The following is a 13,839-nucleotide window of genomic DNA, read 5'->3' on the forward strand; positions in this document are numbered from 1 at the left end:
TCCTTCTTCTCTCCATGAACCACCTCCGGTTTCATCTTCCACCTTAACAAGGTGTCATCGAAACCGGCAGCAGCCCAGTCTGGGGGTTCGCATTAGCAAGTTCGAGAGTGCAAAGATCGCAGATTACACCCCACAGTCACTCTTATTACATCTGCTCTGGCGTCACCGCTTGGAGCTGTACAGAGGGATTCCCTGATCGGGGGCTCTGCAGCCGCATCTGCATACAAGCGCGGCTTTCAAGTCGGTCCAGACGACACTGCAGCAGGTCTCCTATTGCTCAACAAGTGCAACTACCGCTACGTTTTTTGGCCCTGTGACAGCGAGAATAGAGACAAGGGGGAGTTGATCGAGCAGAGCAGCGAGCGCATTGACGAGCTGTGCTGTCATCGCGAGGCCATGTCTCACCCTGGTCCAGTACATGTTAATGCGATGCACCTGAGCCCAGACATTCAGGGGATCTCGCTGCCCTGAGCCGACAAACGTCTACGACAGGAAAAAGTCAAAAATGACAATAAGTGTTTGGTTTAGATCGTCCATCGCGGCGACCTTAACGGCAGGCTTCACAGGCGCCATCGCAGCGCCACTATCGGACCTCAGTGGCGGTCAAACCGGCCGCATTGAATTCACATCCGCCACCCCCGACCACCGCTGGGCACTGATCCGTGGCCGCTTGGGTCCTGAAGTCACGGTTTACGGCGACCTGTTGATGCCAACCCAAGCGAGCAGCGGAAAAGTGCCCGCCGTGGTGTTCTCGCACGGCAGTGAGGGCGTAAGTAGCCTGTACTTCGATGTGTGGGCCAAAGCACTGAACAACGCGGGGTATGCCGTTTTCGTGGTGGACAGCTTCAAGCCGCGTGGAGAGGACCGCGTGACCGGCCCCACAAAGCAATTGACTTGGAACACAGTGGCCAACACTACGGATGCCCTGTATGCGCTCAAGCTGCTGGCAACCCATCCCCAGATCGACAGCAACCGTGTCTTCCACATGGGTTGGTCGCGTGGCGCGCAGGCTTTGCTGGATGCGGCATGGCCGACCTACCAGCAGCATGTGCTTCCCGCCAACGTGAAATGGGTCGGCAGCGTGGCGGTCTACCCCGGCTGCAACATGCGCTACCGGGTGGATCAGCACAGCAAGCTACCTGCACCCCTGCTCATGATTCTTGGTGAAAAAGACGACATGACCTTCCCCAAGCCCTGCATGGAGTTGGCAGAGGAGTACGCCGCAGCTGGCAATCCGGTGAGCTACAAGATTTATCCGGGTGCAACGCATGTGTTTGACCGGCTCAACCAGCCATGGAAGAAGTACAACGAGGGCAACTTCAATCTCTGTTCCATGGACGTGCGAATGCCCTATGGCACGAATGACCGCAGTTGGGGGCCAGCTCACGACAAGTATTCAGGAAAGAACTTTACGGACAACGCGGAATGGAATGCCTACTTGCCAAAGTGCAGACAGACGTCCTGGGTCACGGTGGAAAGCAATGACAAGGCCCGCGAGCAGGCCGTGAAGGACGTTCTGGCGTTTATGAAAGGCATCCAATGAAGCGCGCCGCCAAGCTTTGCCTGCGTTTGCTGGCTGGTGCTGCGTTGGCCTTCTGCGCAAGCGTAATGGCTCAGGTCACTCCAGTGGCAGATGGCGGTGCAGCCGCGCCGGACGAATGGCTGCTGGCCAAAACTGGCCCGCGCTGGTTCCAGATCACGCAGCCCAGCCCTAACCCGAGCGCGTTGAACACCCGCGCGCCATCGGCTGGTGAAAGCGCTCTCGTAGACCGTGCTCGCGCCCTCGTCGGCCAACGGCCAGCCAAAGCCTTTGCGCTGCTGGACGGCAACACCATCGTGTACTCGGCGTTCAATGCGCCGGCATACTCTGAATCACTGTTCTTCGGGATGTCCATGGGCAAGACGGTGACGGCGATGGCGGTGGGACAAGCCCTCTGCGCGGGCAAGCTCACGCTGCAATCCAAGGCCGGTGAGGTGCTGCCGGAACTGCAGGGCAAAGCGCTGGGCAATGCCACGGTGCACGATCTGCTGCGCATGGCATCGGGTGCCGCCGAACAGAATGGCGACAGCACCATTTGGACGCCAGAGCAGACCAAGGATTGGAACCAGGGCTTGCTGAATCTTGCGGAGTTGATTGCGACAGAGCGCATCTCTAAAGCGGCGCGCGGCGCTTTCTCAGAGTACAAGCCCGGTGAGGTGTTCGCGTACAAGTCCACCGACCCCGTGACGCTTGGCCTCATGGTCAGCCGCGCAACCGGCATGCCGCTGAGCCAGTGGATTCAAGAACAGGTACTGAACCCCATGGGCGCGGCTCATCCTGGGCTGTATTCACAAGACCGCGCCAAGAATGGACTTGGAGATTCAGGCATGCGGCTGCGAATGGAAGACTGGATGCGTTTCGCGGTATGGGTTAAGGAGTCGTCCAAAAAGTCTGATTGCTTTGGCGACTTCGTGAAGACCGCGATGGCCAAGCAGATTGGCAACGACCGCAACCCAGCGGCGCACAAGCATGGCCGGATGTTCGGTGGTTATGGCTACTTGATCTGGACGGAAAACGTCACAGCGCCTGATACGGCGTGGGCATCTGGCTGGGGTGGTCAGCGCATTGGCTGGAACTACCGCAATGACCGGATGTTGGTGGTGTTCTCCAGCCGAGAAGCGTGGATGCCGGAGGTGTATGAGCTTGCGCGTGACTGGGGAAAAGCTAAGCGCTGATCCTTGAGTCGAAAATCTGTTCGATGCAGACGAATCCATCGCACGAAGGCAGACTTGAAATTGGCTGTATTGATCAGTGCCAAAGGTCACTGTTTCGACGGTGGAAAAGTTCCAATTTTCCACGCCAGAAAGGCCAGCAGAGTGCTGGCACATCTGCATCTAGTTCAACGGAAAACCAGAAGGTTGAAATGATGGTAGTTAAAAAGCAAACAAGCGCCCCGAGGGGCGCTTGTTTATTGATTGGCGGAGACGGTGAGATTCGAACTCACGGACGGTTGCCCGTCGGCAGTTTTCAAGACTGCTGGTTTAAACCGCTCACCCACGTCTCCGGGCACGCAAGCTCCGAATTCTAGCCCACGGAGAGCGCTGATTTTTACAGCATGCCCCGGGTCTCGATGAACTTGACCACATCGGCCACGCCGGCCAGGGTTTTGAGGTTGGTCATCACAAACGGCTTGAGGCCCTGGGCGTTGGTGCGCATGCGGGTGGTGTCGGCGTGCATCACATCCAGGTTGGCGCCCACGTGGGGGGCCAGGTCGGTCTTGTTGATGATGAACAGGTCGCTTTTTGTGATGCCAGGGCCGCCCTTGCGGGGGATTTTTTCGCCAGCGGCCACGTCGATGACGTAGATGGTGAGGTCGCTCAGCTCGGGGCTGAAGGTGGCGGCCAGGTTGTCGCCGCCGCTTTCCACAAACACGATGTCTGCGTTGGGGAACTCGCCCAGCATGCGGTCGATGGCTTCGAGGTTGATGGAGCAGTCCTCGCGGATGGCGGTGTGGGGGCAGCCGCCGGTTTCCACGCCCAGGATGCGCTCTGCGGGCAGCGCGCCGCTCACGGTGAGCAGGCGCTGGTCTTCCTTGGTGTAGATGTCGTTGGTGATGGCGATGAGGTCGTAGTCATCGCGCATGGTCTTGCACAGCATTTCCAGCAGTGTGGTCTTGCCGGAGCCGACGGGGCCACCGATGCCCACGCGCAGGGGCGGCAGGTTCTTGGTGCGGTTCGGGATGTGGTGCAGGTTGCTGGTGGTCATGATCGGAAGAGGCGGGAGTATTGGGTTTCGTGCTGGGCTGACAGGATGGCGAGCATGGGCGAAAAGGCCTGGCGCTCGCTGTCCATCAACCCGATGGCATGGTCGGCTGCGGCTGGGATGGCATCGGCCAGCCGGGCCAGGATGCGCTGGCCGGCGCTTTGGCCCAGCTGCATGGATTTGAGGGCGGCCTGCACCATGTTCTCCGCCCAGCCAAAAGCGTAGGCCAGCAGGACGTCGCGCACGGGCGCCTGGGTGGTGGAGGCGGCCAGTGCGAATGCCACAGGGTAGGTGGGAGGCAACGCGGCCAAGTGGCGCACGGCGGGCATCAGGGTCTCGTCGCCCTGGCTCTGATTGCGCAGCCAGTCGGCCATCGATCGGCCCATTTGCTCGGTCTGCAGGCGCAGTTCGCTCGTTTCTCGGGTGTGCAGCACCCAGTCGTTGAGTTCGCGCACATGCGCCCAGTCGGCGCGCCGCCACGCACCCACAGCCTTGGCGATGAGGGCCATGTCGCCCCGGGCCTGGGTGATGTGGAGCTGGTCCTGCAGCCAGTCACCCACGGCGGTTTCGCTGGCGAGGCCCACATATTCAATGGCGCTTTCCAGCCCCTCGGAATACGAAAACCCGCCCACCGGCAGTGCAGGGGAGGCCAGCCACATCAGCTGCAAAAAGCTGGCGGCCGGCAGCGGCGCGGGGCGGTCCAGGCGCATCGGCGGTGGCTCAGTGGTCGTGGTTGCAGTTCGGGCCGTGCACGTGCCCTTGGGCCACCACGGGGATGGACACGGTGCGGCCTCGGGCTGGGGGCGTGGCCGCAGCCGGTACCTCTGTGTGAGCGTGCCCGTGGTCATGGCCATGATCGTGCGCGTGACCATGCTCGTGCTCGTGGCTATGGCCGTGACCCCCATGGTGGTGCCCGCCGCCATGCCCCGCAGCATAGGCTCCGCCTTCGGGTTCAAACGGCAGGTTTTGCTCGTTCACGATGAGGTGCATGGCGCGCAGCATGTCGGCCAGCACGTGGTCAGGCTCGATCTTGAGGTGGTCGGGCTGCAGCTCGATGGGCACGTGGCGGTTGCCCAGGTGGTAGGCGGCGCGGGTCAGGTCAAACGGTGTGCCGTGTTGTTGGCAGTGGGTGATGACCAGCACCGGCTGCGGCGCTGCGATCACGCGCACCATGGAACCGTCTTCGGCCACCAGCACATCGCCGCCGCGCACCAGGGTGCCACGGGGCAGGAAGATGCCCAGTTCGCGTCCGGCCGAGTCGGTGGCTGCAAAGCGGCTTTTCTGGCGCACGTCCCAGTCCAGCTCGATGGTGGTGGCGCGCTTGAGCAGTACGGGAGCGAGGCCTTGGCCTTGGGGGAGAAGTTTGGAGACCTGGATCATGGCAAGAGGGAAGGGCGGAGCCGGATAGGCGAGGTCAACATTGTGGCCCTGGCCGAAAGGCGATGCGCGGATGCGCTACAGGGTGCGGCTCATGTAGCGGCTGTGGGGATCGGGCCGGTAGCTGCCGAATGGTGCACAGTCGGTAAAGCCATAGAGCAGGTAGAGCTGGTGCGCGGGCTCAAAGAAGGGCTGGGTGCCCGTTTCCAGGCTGATGCGCTGGTAGCCCAGGTCCACCGCCTGGCCCAGGATGTGTTCCAGCACGGCCCGGCCCACCCCCTGGCCACGCACGCTGGCTGCTGTGCGCATGGACTTGAGTTCGGCATGGTCGGCATCCAGGTGCTTGAGTGCACCGGTACCCACCAACTCGCCCTCGCCGCGCCAGGCCGTCCAGAAGCGGATCTCGGGCTGGCGCAGTTGCACCATGTCGAGCGCGTGCACGCTCTCCGGTGGCGAGGTGGCACGCATGTCCTTCAAATGCTCCTGCATGAAGGCTTCGATGCGGGGATCGGTCAGGTCGTCCAGGCGGATCCGCAGGTCTTGCAGCAAGGCGTTCATGGGAAGCGACCTCAGAACAGGAAGTAGCGCTGTGCCATGGGCAGCACGGTGGCTGCTTCACAGGTGAGCAGCTGGCCGTCGGCGCGCACGGTATAGGTCTGCGCGTCCACCTCCATCTTGGGCGTGTAGCTGTTGTGCACCATGTCGCGCTTGCGGATGCCGCGGATGTTGCGCACGGCGGAAAGCGTCTTGCGCAGGCCAAAGCGCTCGCCAATGCCAGCAGCCAACCCTGCCTGCGAGACAAAGGTGAGCGACGTTTTGGCGATGGCCCCGCCAAACGCGCCAAACATGGGCCGATAGTGCACGGGCTGCGGCGTGGGGATGGACGCGTTGGGGTCGCCCATCGCGGCCATGGCGATCAGCCCGCCCTTCAGGATGAGCGCGGGCTTCACGCCGAAGAAGGCGGGCTTCCAGATCACGATGTCGGCCCATTTGCCCACTTCGAGTGAGCCCACCTCGTGGCTGATGCCATGCGCAATCGCGGGGTTGATGGTGTATTTGGCCACGTAGCGCTTGATGCGCTGGTTGTCGTTGCGGGCCGTGTCGCCCTGCAGGCTGCCGCGCTGCACCTTCATCTTGTGCGCCGTCTGCCAGGTGCGCAGGATGACCTCGCCCACGCGGCCCATGGCCTGGCTGTCGCTCGACATCATGCTGATGGCGCCCAGGTCGTGCAGGATGTCTTCGGCCGCGATGGTTTCCTTGCGGATGCGGCTTTCGGCAAAGGCCAGGTCTTCGGCAATGCTGGCATCGAGGTGGTGGCACACCATGAGCATGTCCACATGCTCGTCAAGCGTGTTGTGCGTGTAGGGCATGGTGGGGTTGGTGGAGCTGGGTAGAAAGTTGTCTTCGCCCACCACGCGCAGGATGTCCGGTGCATGGCCGCCGCCCGCGCCCTCGGTGTGGAAGGCGCAGATGCCGCGCCCGCCCACGGCGGCAATGGTGTTCTCCACAAAGCCCGATTCGTTGAGCGTGTCGCTGTGGATGGCCACCTGCGTGTCGGTGGCTTCGGCCACATCCAGGCAGTTGCTTATGGCCGAGGGCGTGGTGCCCCAGTCTTCGTGCAGCTTCAGGCCAATGGCACCCGCGTTGATCTGCTCGTGCAGCGCATCGGGCAGGCTGGCGTTGCCCTTGCCGAGGAAGCCGAGGTTCATGGGGAAGGCGTCGGCCGCCTGCAGCATGCGCTCCATGTTGAAGGGGCCCGACGTGCAGGTGGTGGCCAGCGTGCCTGTGGCGGGGCCAGTGCCGCCGCCCAGCATGGTGGTCACGCCGCTGGCCAGTGCCTCTTCGATCTGCTGCGGGCAGATGAAGTGGATATGGCTGTCGATGCCGCCTGCGGTGACGATGTTGCCTTCGCAGCTGATGACCTCCGTGCCGGGGCCGATGACGATGTCCACGCCGGGCTGGGTGTCGGGGTTGCCGGCTTTGCCGATGGCGGCGATGCGACCTGCGCGCAGGCCGATGTCGGCCTTGAAGATGCCGGTGTGGTCTACCACCAGGGCGTTGGTCAGCACTGTGTCCACCGCGCCTTGTGCGTTGCTGCGCTGGCTCTGTGCCATACCGTCGCGAATCGTCTTGCCGCCGCCAAACTTCACCTCTTCGCCGTAGCTGCCGGCGCGCAGGGTGTGGTCGGCCTCGACTTCGAGAATGAGTTCGGTGTCGGCCAGGCGCACGCGGTCGCCCACCGTGGGGCCGAACATCTCGGCGTAGGCGCGTCGTCCAATGGTTGCCATGTGAGGGGTGCTCCGCAAGAACGGTTTACTATGTTTTTGATAGCTGCTGGGGTAATTGATACCGGCGCTATCGGCCAATTGGGCTTGAATTTGCTACAGCGGGCCCTGGGTCAGGCCCTGAAAGCCGAACACGCGGCGCTCGCCTGCGTAGTCCACCAGCTCCACGGTGCGCTCCTGGCCGGGTTCAAAGCGCACGGCGGTGCCGGATGCGATGTTGAGCCGCATGCCGCGTGCAGCCGCACGGTCAAAGCCCAGGGCGTTGTTGGTCTCGGCAAAGTGGTAGTGCGAGCCCACCTGGATGGGACGGTCGCCGGTGTTGCGCACCACCACGGTCAGCGTACGGCGGCCGGTGTTGAGCGCGTGCTCGCCGGGTTCGGTAAAGAGTTCGCCTGGGATCATGGTCGGGTCCTTGAGGGGGGAGCTGCTGCGGTGTCGGTATGCATGACGCCAGTCAGACCTGTCAGGCCATCTGGGCCAGCAGGGCGCCACCCATCAGCGCCACGGCAGCGCCTGCAGCGCGGCTGAGCCACACGGTGCGGTGGCGCAGTGCCCAGCCTGCCGCCAGCCCCGCGCCATGCAGCAGCACGGTGGCCGTCAGCATGCCCGCCAGGGTTTGCCAGGCGCTGTGGCTGCCCGCCAGCTCGACGCCGTGTGCCACGCCGTGAAAGACGGCAAACACGCCCACGCCTAGCGCGGCCATGAGGCCGGGCACGCGCAGGCGCGACACGACGAGCAGGCCCGTGGCCAGCAGCGACACGGCAATCATCGGCTCCACCGCAGGCAGTGTCACGCCCTGCAGGCCCAGCACGGCGCCTGCCAGCAACATGGCCGCAAAGCCCACGGGGCCCCACAGCAGTTCGCGTCCAGCACGGCGCGCGGACAGGGCGCTCCACAGGCCCACGGCCACCATGGCGGCCAGGTGATCCAGGCCGAACAGGGGGTGGGCCAAGCCGCTCAGAAAACTGTTGTGGATGTGGGATTCAGCGCCGGTATGGGCGAAGGCGCTAGAACTGATTGCACTGGCTGCTATGAAAAGAAGAGCGGCTGTGTGACGGTGTGAGAGGGCGATGCGCATGGGGGCTCCACAGAGAGAAGAGGGGGAATAGAAAGTAGAAGGGGGTTCAGACGATCGGCTGGTGCACGGTGACCAGCTTGGTGCCGTCGGGGAACGTGGCCTCGACCTGGATGTCCGGAATCATCTCGGGGATGCCTTCCATCACATCGGCACGGGTCAGCACGGTGCGGCCTTCGCTCATGAGCTGGGCCACAGTCTTGCCGTCGCGCGCGCCTTCCATCACGGCGGCGCTGATCAGGGCCACCGCCTCGGGGTAGTTGAGCTTCAGCCCCCGGGCCTTGCGGCGCTCGGCCAGCAGGGCGGCGGTGAAGATCAGCAGCTTGTCTTTCTCACGAGGGGTCAGTTCCATGTCGTTCTGCTCAATGTAAGGAGAGGTGGGCTCGTGTAGCGGGTTGTTCAGGCCGGACACACGGGGCAATCGTCAACGATGGCCATGCGGTCCGAAGGGCAGTGGATTCATCATAGGCAGCAAGCCCCGTGCCCGCCATACGCCAGAGGGCGAAGGTGCACCGCATACAAAGGCAACCCGTGGCATGGAAACTGCACTTGCAGGGGCTGTCGCCGCCCTTTGCCCATGCCTCCCTCCAACACCTCCTTTGCCCTGCCCGACGCCAGTTTGGCCCCTGTGCCAGGGCCGGACGCCGACGCGCAGGCGCCCCAGCAGGTGGTCAAGGTCCGGCGCGACTACAACAGCTGGGTGGCCACCGAGACCATGGAGGACTACGCACTGCGCTACACGCCGCAGCGCTTTCGCAAGTGGTCCGAATGGCGGGTGGCCAACACGGCCTTCGGCGCCGCATCCTTCCTGATCCTTGAAGCCGTGGGCGCCACGCTGCTGGTGCAATACGGCTTCATCAATGCCTTCTGGGCCATCGTGGCCACGGGGCTCATCATCTTTCTGGCGGGGCTGCCCATCAGCGTGTACGCGGCGCGCTACGGGGTGGACATGGACCTGCTCACGCGCGGCGCGGGCTTTGGCTACATTGGCTCCACGCTCACCTCGCTGATCTACGCGAGCTTCACCTTCATCTTCTTTGCGCTCGAAGCCGCCGTGATGGCCTATGCGCTGGAGCTGGCGCTCGACATCCCTCCCACCTGGGGCTACCTGATCTGCGCCATTGTGGTGATTCCGCTGGTCACCCACGGCGTGTCGGCCATCAGCCGCCTGCAGGTGTGGACGCAGCCGCTGTGGCTGCTGATGCTGGTGGTGCCGTTTGTGTACGTGCTGGTGCGCGATCCTGGTGCGTTTTCTGGGGTTGTGCACTACGGTGGTGAATTGGCGCGCGGCGCCACGTTCCAGCTGCCCTTGTTTGGTGCGGCACTCACCGTGGGCATCGCGCTCATTACCCAGATGGGGGAGCAGGCCGACTACCTGCGTTTCATGCCCGCCCGCACCGCCACTACGCGTGGCCGCTGGTGGCTGGGGGTGCTGGTGGGCGGCCCGGGCTGGGTGGTGCTGGGCGTGCTCAAGATGCTGGGCGGCGCGCTGCTGGCTTGGCTGGCGCTCACGCACATGGTGCCCGCCGAGCGCGCGGTGGACCCGAACCAGATGTACCTGGTGGCCTACGAATACGTCTTCCCGCACTACGGCTGGGCGGTGGCGGCTACGGCGCTGTTTGTGGTGGTCTCGCAGATGAAGATCAACGTGACCAACGCCTACGCGGGCTCGCTGGCATGGTCCAACTTTTTCTCGCGCCTCACGCACAGCCACCCGGGGCGGGTGGTGTGGGTGGTGTTCAACACGCTGATCGCCTTCATGCTGATGGAGATGAACGTGTTCCGCGCCATGGGCGAGGTGCTGGGGTTGTACTCCAACATCGCCATCGCTTGGATCATGTCGGTAGTGGCGGACCTAGTCATCAACAAGCCGCTGGGCCTGTCGCCCAAGGGTATCGAGTTCAAGCGCGCGCACCTGTACGACATCAACCCCGTGGGCGTGGGATCGATGGCGCTGGCGTCGGTGCTGTCCATCAGTGCGCACCTGGGGTTGTTCGGCCCGCTGCCGCAGGCGTTCTCGGCCGTCATTGCGATGGCCGTGGCCTTTGTGACTGCGCCGTTGATCGCCTGGGCCACGCACGGCAAGTACTACATCGCACGGCAGAGTGAGCCGGTGGCTGTGCCTGTGGCAGGGCCCGTGCCTGGCGCGCGGGCTTCCGACATGGGCAGCTACCAGCGCTTCACTGTGCAGCGTTGCGTGATCTGCGAACGCGAATACGAAGCGCCCGACATGGCCCAGTGCCCCGCCTACCGGGGCGCCATCTGCTCGCTGTGCTGCACGCTGGACGCGCGCTGCGGCGACCTGTGCAAGCCCCATGCGAGCATGGCGGTGCAGTGGTCGGCCGCGCTGCGCTGGGTGCTGCCGCGTGCCATCTGGCGCTATCTGGACACGGGCCTGGGCCACTTCCTGCTGCTGATGCTGGTGATTGCGCCGCTGCTGGCCTCGGTGATGGGGCTGCTGTACCACCAGGAGCTCAACACCATTGCCCAGGCCGCTACCGACACCGAGGTGATGGCGGCCCCTGAAGTGGCGCTGCGCTCGGGCCTGCTCAAGGCCTATCTCGCGCTGCTGGTCATCTCGGGCATCGTGGCGTGGTGGCTGGTGCTGGCGCACAAGAGCCGCCAGGTGGCGCAGGAGGAATCCAACCGCCAGACGGGCCTGCTGGTGCGCGAGATCGAGCTGCACCGCCAGACCGACGAAGCGTTGCAGACCGCGCGCAGCGTGGCCGAGGCCGCCCAGCAACAGGCTGAGGAAGCCCGCTTGCGGGCCGACCAGGCCAACCAGGCCAAGAGCCGCTACATCAGCGCCATCAGCCACGAGATCCGCACGCCGCTCAACTCCATCCTGGGCTACGCGCAGCTCATGGGCGAAGACGCGGGCGTGCCGCCGCACCGCAAGCAGGCAGTGCACGTGATCCGGCGCGGGGGTGAACATTTGTTGTCGCTCATCGAGGGCACGCTGGACATCGCACGCATCGAGTCGGGCAAGCTCACGCTGGATGTAGCGCCCATGCGCTTTGCCGACGGTCTGCACGAGATGGCCAGCCTGTTCGAGCTGCAGGCCGCCGCCAAGGGCCTGGCGTTCACGTTCGACGTGCAAGGGGTGATTCCGGAGGTGGTGCGCGCCGACGACAAGCGGCTGCGCCAGATCCTCATCAACCTGCTGGGCAATGCCGTCAAGTTCACGTCGCAGGGCACCGTCACCTTGCGTGTGCGCTATGCGCGCGAGATGGCACGCATCGAGGTGCAGGACACGGGCCCGGGCCTCACGGCCGAGGAGATCGAGCGCATCTTTGAGCCCTTCGCGCGTGGCGGATCGGGCGGCGGTAGCACCGCTGCCGCGCCGGGAGCAGGGCTGGGCCTGACCATCGCCAAGATGCTCACTGCGCTTATGGGCGGCGAGCTGACGGTGAGCAGTACTCCGGGCGTGGGTTCGGTGTTCCATGTCAAGCTGTTCTTGCCCGAGGTGCATGGCGATGCGCTGGGCAAGGCCGCAGCGCCGGCGGCACTGGCTGCCCATGGTCAACGCCAGCGCAAGGGCTACGCGGGCGAGCGCCGCCGCATCCTGGTGGTGGACAACGAAGAGCCCGACCGCGAGCTGCTGGTGCAGCTGCTGGAGCCTCTGGGCTTTGAGCTGCGCCAGGCTGCCAGCGGCCACGATGCGCTGGACCTGCTGGCCACTGGCTACCGTCCGCACGTGATCTTCATGGACCTGGCCATGCCAGGGATCGATGGCTGGGAAACGCTGCGGCGCGTGCGGCAGATGCACCTGCCCAATGTGCAATGTGCCATTGTTTCCGCCAATGCTTTCGACAAGGCGCTCGACAACGACGTGGACATCCGCCCCGAAGACTTCATCGTCAAACCCGTGCGCCACAGCGAGCTGCTGGACTGGCTCGAACGCCGCCTGGGCCTGCAGTGGCAATACGACGAGGCCACTACAGCGCCCGCGGGTGCTGAACCCGCCGTGGCGTCTGCGGCGCCCGCACCCCTCACGTACCCCGATGCCGCTGCGTTGCTGGCTCTGGCACAGGCGGTGTCCTTGGGCTACTACCGGGGCATTCTCAACACGCTGGACGATATTGAACGCAGCCAGCCCGCGCACAGCGCTTTTGTCGGCACCATGCGGCAGCTGGCCAAGCAATTCCAGTTCGATGCCATGGGCCAGATCCTGGAGCAGGCACCCTCGTGATGACCACTGCCAACCCCTTTCCCTCTCACCCCCCCACAGCGCCCGCCAGCGCGCTGGACCGCAGCGACAGCGATGTGGTGCTGATCGTGGACGACGTGCCCGACAACCTGGCCGTGCTGCATGATGCGCTGGATGAATCGGGCTACACCGTGCTGGTGGCCATGCATGGCGAGGCGGCGCTGCAGCGTGCGGCCCAGGCCCTGCCCGACATTGTGTTGCTCGACGCCATGATGCCGGGCATGGACGGCTTTGAAGTCGCCCGGCGCCTCAAGGCATCACCTGCCACGGCGCACATTCCCATCATCTTCATGACCGGCCTCACCGAGACCGAGCACCTGGTCGCCGCGCTGGAGGCGGGCGGCGTGGACTATGTCACCAAGCCCATCAAGCCGCGCGAGGTGATGGCACGCATGGGCGTGCACCTGGGCGCAGCCCGCAAGGCCCGGCAGGACGCGCGCCAGGCGCGTGAGGCGCGCAACGCGCTGGATGCGTTTGGCTACGCCAGCATCACCGTGCGCGCAGCGGACGGGCGCATCGTGTGGCAGACCCCGCTGGCGCGCGAGCTGCTGCAAAGCTACTTTGGCGAAGTGGGGCCGGACGGCGCGCCCACCCCCTTTGGCCAATGGGCGCCCGAGCCCGTGCAGGCCTGGCTGCGCCGCCACGTGCTGGCCGACAACGCGGTCGAGCTGCTGGAGGCTTCGCTGGCCGAGCCGCCGCGCCTGGCGGTCGAGCAGGGAGCGCGCCGCCTCACCTTCCGCCTGCACCAGCAGGCGGGCGACAGCGCAGGCGGTGGCGACTGGCTCATCGTGATGCGCGAGGTGTCCGACGCGAAGATCATCGAGTCCATGAGCCTGTCCTTCAAGCTCACCGCGCGCGAGGCCGAGGTGCTGTACTGGGTCGTCAAGGGCAAGATCAACCGCGACATCGGCGACATCCTGGGGGCCAGCCCCGCCACGGTCAAAAAGCACCTGGAACGCGTGTTTGCCAAACTGGGCGTGGAAACCCGCACTGCGGCGGCCGCCATGGCCATGAACCGTATCCGGCAACTGCATCCCCAGTTCGAGGGCTGACCGCGGCTTCATCGCCGGGAAGGCCCAAAAAACACGTTGACCAACCAATGTTGCAGCGCAATAATCGCGCACCTTCATTTCCGGAGCCCCAGCGTGGA

General features: G+C 64.5%; 12 protein-coding genes and 1 tRNA gene. 4 read left to right on the forward strand and 9 right to left on the reverse strand.

All coding sequences use genetic code 11. From position 1 onward, the window contains the following. Nucleotides 1-505: 505 nt before the first annotated feature. A complete protein-coding gene (locus tag ACT531_RS07370) occupies nucleotides 506-1,543 on the forward strand; it encodes a dienelactone hydrolase family protein (protein ID WP_476017003.1) in 1,038 nt (345 codons plus the stop codon). After that, complete coding sequence (locus ACT531_RS07375) at nucleotides 1,540-2,715, forward strand: serine hydrolase domain-containing protein (RefSeq protein WP_476017004.1); 1,176 nt, start codon at nucleotides 1,540-1,542, stop codon at nucleotides 2,713-2,715. Before ACT531_RS07370 ends, ACT531_RS07375 begins: the two co-directional genes overlap by 4 nt. A gap of 241 nt (nucleotides 2,716-2,956) precedes the next feature. Here the strand turns inward: ACT531_RS07375 and ACT531_RS07380 are convergent. The 9 genes from ACT531_RS07380 to ACT531_RS07420 form a co-directional block, all read right to left on the reverse strand. Continuing rightward, a tRNA-Ser gene (locus ACT531_RS07380) sits at nucleotides 2,957-3,044 on the reverse strand. Nucleotides 3,045-3,088: 44 nt separating this feature from the next. Then, entirely contained in the window at nucleotides 3,089-3,745 is a 657-nt protein-coding gene (gene ureG / locus ACT531_RS07385; RefSeq protein ID WP_476017005.1) for an urease accessory protein UreG, read from the reverse strand. Next, nucleotides 3,742-4,452: an urease accessory protein UreF gene (locus tag ACT531_RS07390; RefSeq protein ID WP_476017006.1), complete on the reverse strand. Its 711-nt coding sequence runs from the start codon at nucleotides 4,450-4,452 to the stop codon at nucleotides 3,742-3,744. The genes ureG and ACT531_RS07390 overlap by 4 nt, the downstream gene beginning before the upstream one ends. Nucleotides 4,453-4,462: 10 nt before the next feature. Further along, nucleotides 4,463-5,122: an urease accessory protein UreE gene (ureE, locus tag ACT531_RS07395; RefSeq protein ID WP_476017007.1), complete on the reverse strand. Its 660-nt coding sequence runs from the start codon at nucleotides 5,120-5,122 to the stop codon at nucleotides 4,463-4,465. A gap of 75 nt (nucleotides 5,123-5,197) precedes the next feature. Further along, the gene (locus tag ACT531_RS07400; protein ID WP_476017008.1) at nucleotides 5,198-5,677 is read right to left on the reverse strand and encodes a GNAT family N-acetyltransferase; all 480 of its coding nucleotides are present in this window, start codon (nucleotides 5,675-5,677) and stop codon (nucleotides 5,198-5,200) included. An 11-nt stretch (nucleotides 5,678-5,688) separates the two neighbouring features. Beyond that, on the reverse strand, nucleotides 5,689-7,407 hold the full coding sequence (gene ureC / locus ACT531_RS07405; RefSeq protein ID WP_476017009.1) for an urease subunit alpha: 1,719 nt from the start codon (nucleotides 7,405-7,407) through the stop codon (nucleotides 5,689-5,691). A gap of 93 nt (nucleotides 7,408-7,500) precedes the next feature. After that, nucleotides 7,501-7,806 carry an urease subunit beta gene (locus ACT531_RS07410; RefSeq protein ID WP_056060586.1) on the reverse strand — a complete coding sequence of 102 codons (306 nt, stop codon included), beginning with the start codon at nucleotides 7,804-7,806 and terminating at the stop codon, nucleotides 7,501-7,503. 61 nt (nucleotides 7,807-7,867) lie between these two features. Continuing rightward, a complete protein-coding gene (locus ACT531_RS07415; protein ID WP_476017010.1) occupies nucleotides 7,868-8,482 on the reverse strand; it encodes a HupE/UreJ family protein in 615 nt (204 codons plus the stop codon). 46 nt (nucleotides 8,483-8,528) lie between these two features. Next, nucleotides 8,529-8,831: an urease subunit gamma gene (locus ACT531_RS07420; RefSeq protein ID WP_015012806.1), complete on the reverse strand. Its 303-nt coding sequence runs from the start codon at nucleotides 8,829-8,831 to the stop codon at nucleotides 8,529-8,531. A 225-nt stretch (nucleotides 8,832-9,056) separates the two neighbouring features. Here ACT531_RS07420 and ACT531_RS07425 point away from each other — a divergent pair, with 225 nt between their 5' ends. Both ACT531_RS07425 and ACT531_RS07430 read left to right on the forward strand, forming a co-directional pair. Beyond that, nucleotides 9,057-12,671 carry a hybrid sensor histidine kinase/response regulator gene (locus ACT531_RS07425; protein ID WP_476017011.1) on the forward strand — a complete coding sequence of 1,205 codons (3,615 nt, stop codon included), beginning with the start codon at nucleotides 9,057-9,059 and terminating at the stop codon, nucleotides 12,669-12,671. Beyond that, entirely contained in the window at nucleotides 12,671-13,741 is a 1,071-nt protein-coding gene (locus ACT531_RS07430) for a response regulator (protein WP_476017012.1), read from the forward strand. The genes ACT531_RS07425 and ACT531_RS07430 overlap by 1 nt, the downstream gene beginning before the upstream one ends. Nucleotides 13,742-13,839: the final 98 nt, after the last annotated feature.

This window comes from Acidovorax sp. DMC1, assembly GCF_056314325.1.

Excerpts from the sequence above, each read along its gene's own strand:
- ACT531_RS07370 (WP_476017003.1), top strand. The coding sequence starts at position 506 with ATGACAATAAGTGTTTGGTTTAGATCGTCCATCGCGGCGACCTTAACG.
- ACT531_RS07375 (WP_476017004.1), top strand. The coding sequence starts at position 1,540 with ATGAAGCGCGCCGCCAAGCTTTGCCTGCGTTTGCTGGCTGGTGCTGCG.
- ureG (WP_476017005.1), bottom strand. The coding sequence starts at position 3,745 with ATGACCACCAGCAACCTGCACCACATCCCGAACCGCACCAAGAACCTG.
- ACT531_RS07390 (WP_476017006.1), bottom strand. The coding sequence starts at position 4,452 with ATGCGCCTGGACCGCCCCGCGCCGCTGCCGGCCGCCAGCTTTTTGCAG.
- ureE (WP_476017007.1), bottom strand. The coding sequence starts at position 5,122 with ATGATCCAGGTCTCCAAACTTCTCCCCCAAGGCCAAGGCCTCGCTCCC.
- ACT531_RS07400 (WP_476017008.1), bottom strand. The coding sequence starts at position 5,677 with ATGAACGCCTTGCTGCAAGACCTGCGGATCCGCCTGGACGACCTGACC.
- ureC (WP_476017009.1), bottom strand. The coding sequence starts at position 7,407 with ATGGCAACCATTGGACGACGCGCCTACGCCGAGATGTTCGGCCCCACG.
- ACT531_RS07410 (WP_056060586.1), bottom strand. The coding sequence starts at position 7,806 with ATGATCCCAGGCGAACTCTTTACCGAACCCGGCGAGCACGCGCTCAAC.
- ACT531_RS07415 (WP_476017010.1), bottom strand. The coding sequence starts at position 8,482 with ATGCGCATCGCCCTCTCACACCGTCACACAGCCGCTCTTCTTTTCATA.
- ACT531_RS07420 (WP_015012806.1), bottom strand. The coding sequence starts at position 8,831 with ATGGAACTGACCCCTCGTGAGAAAGACAAGCTGCTGATCTTCACCGCC.
- ACT531_RS07425 (WP_476017011.1), top strand. The coding sequence starts at position 9,057 with ATGCCTCCCTCCAACACCTCCTTTGCCCTGCCCGACGCCAGTTTGGCC.
- ACT531_RS07430 (WP_476017012.1), top strand. The coding sequence starts at position 12,671 with ATGACCACTGCCAACCCCTTTCCCTCTCACCCCCCCACAGCGCCCGCC.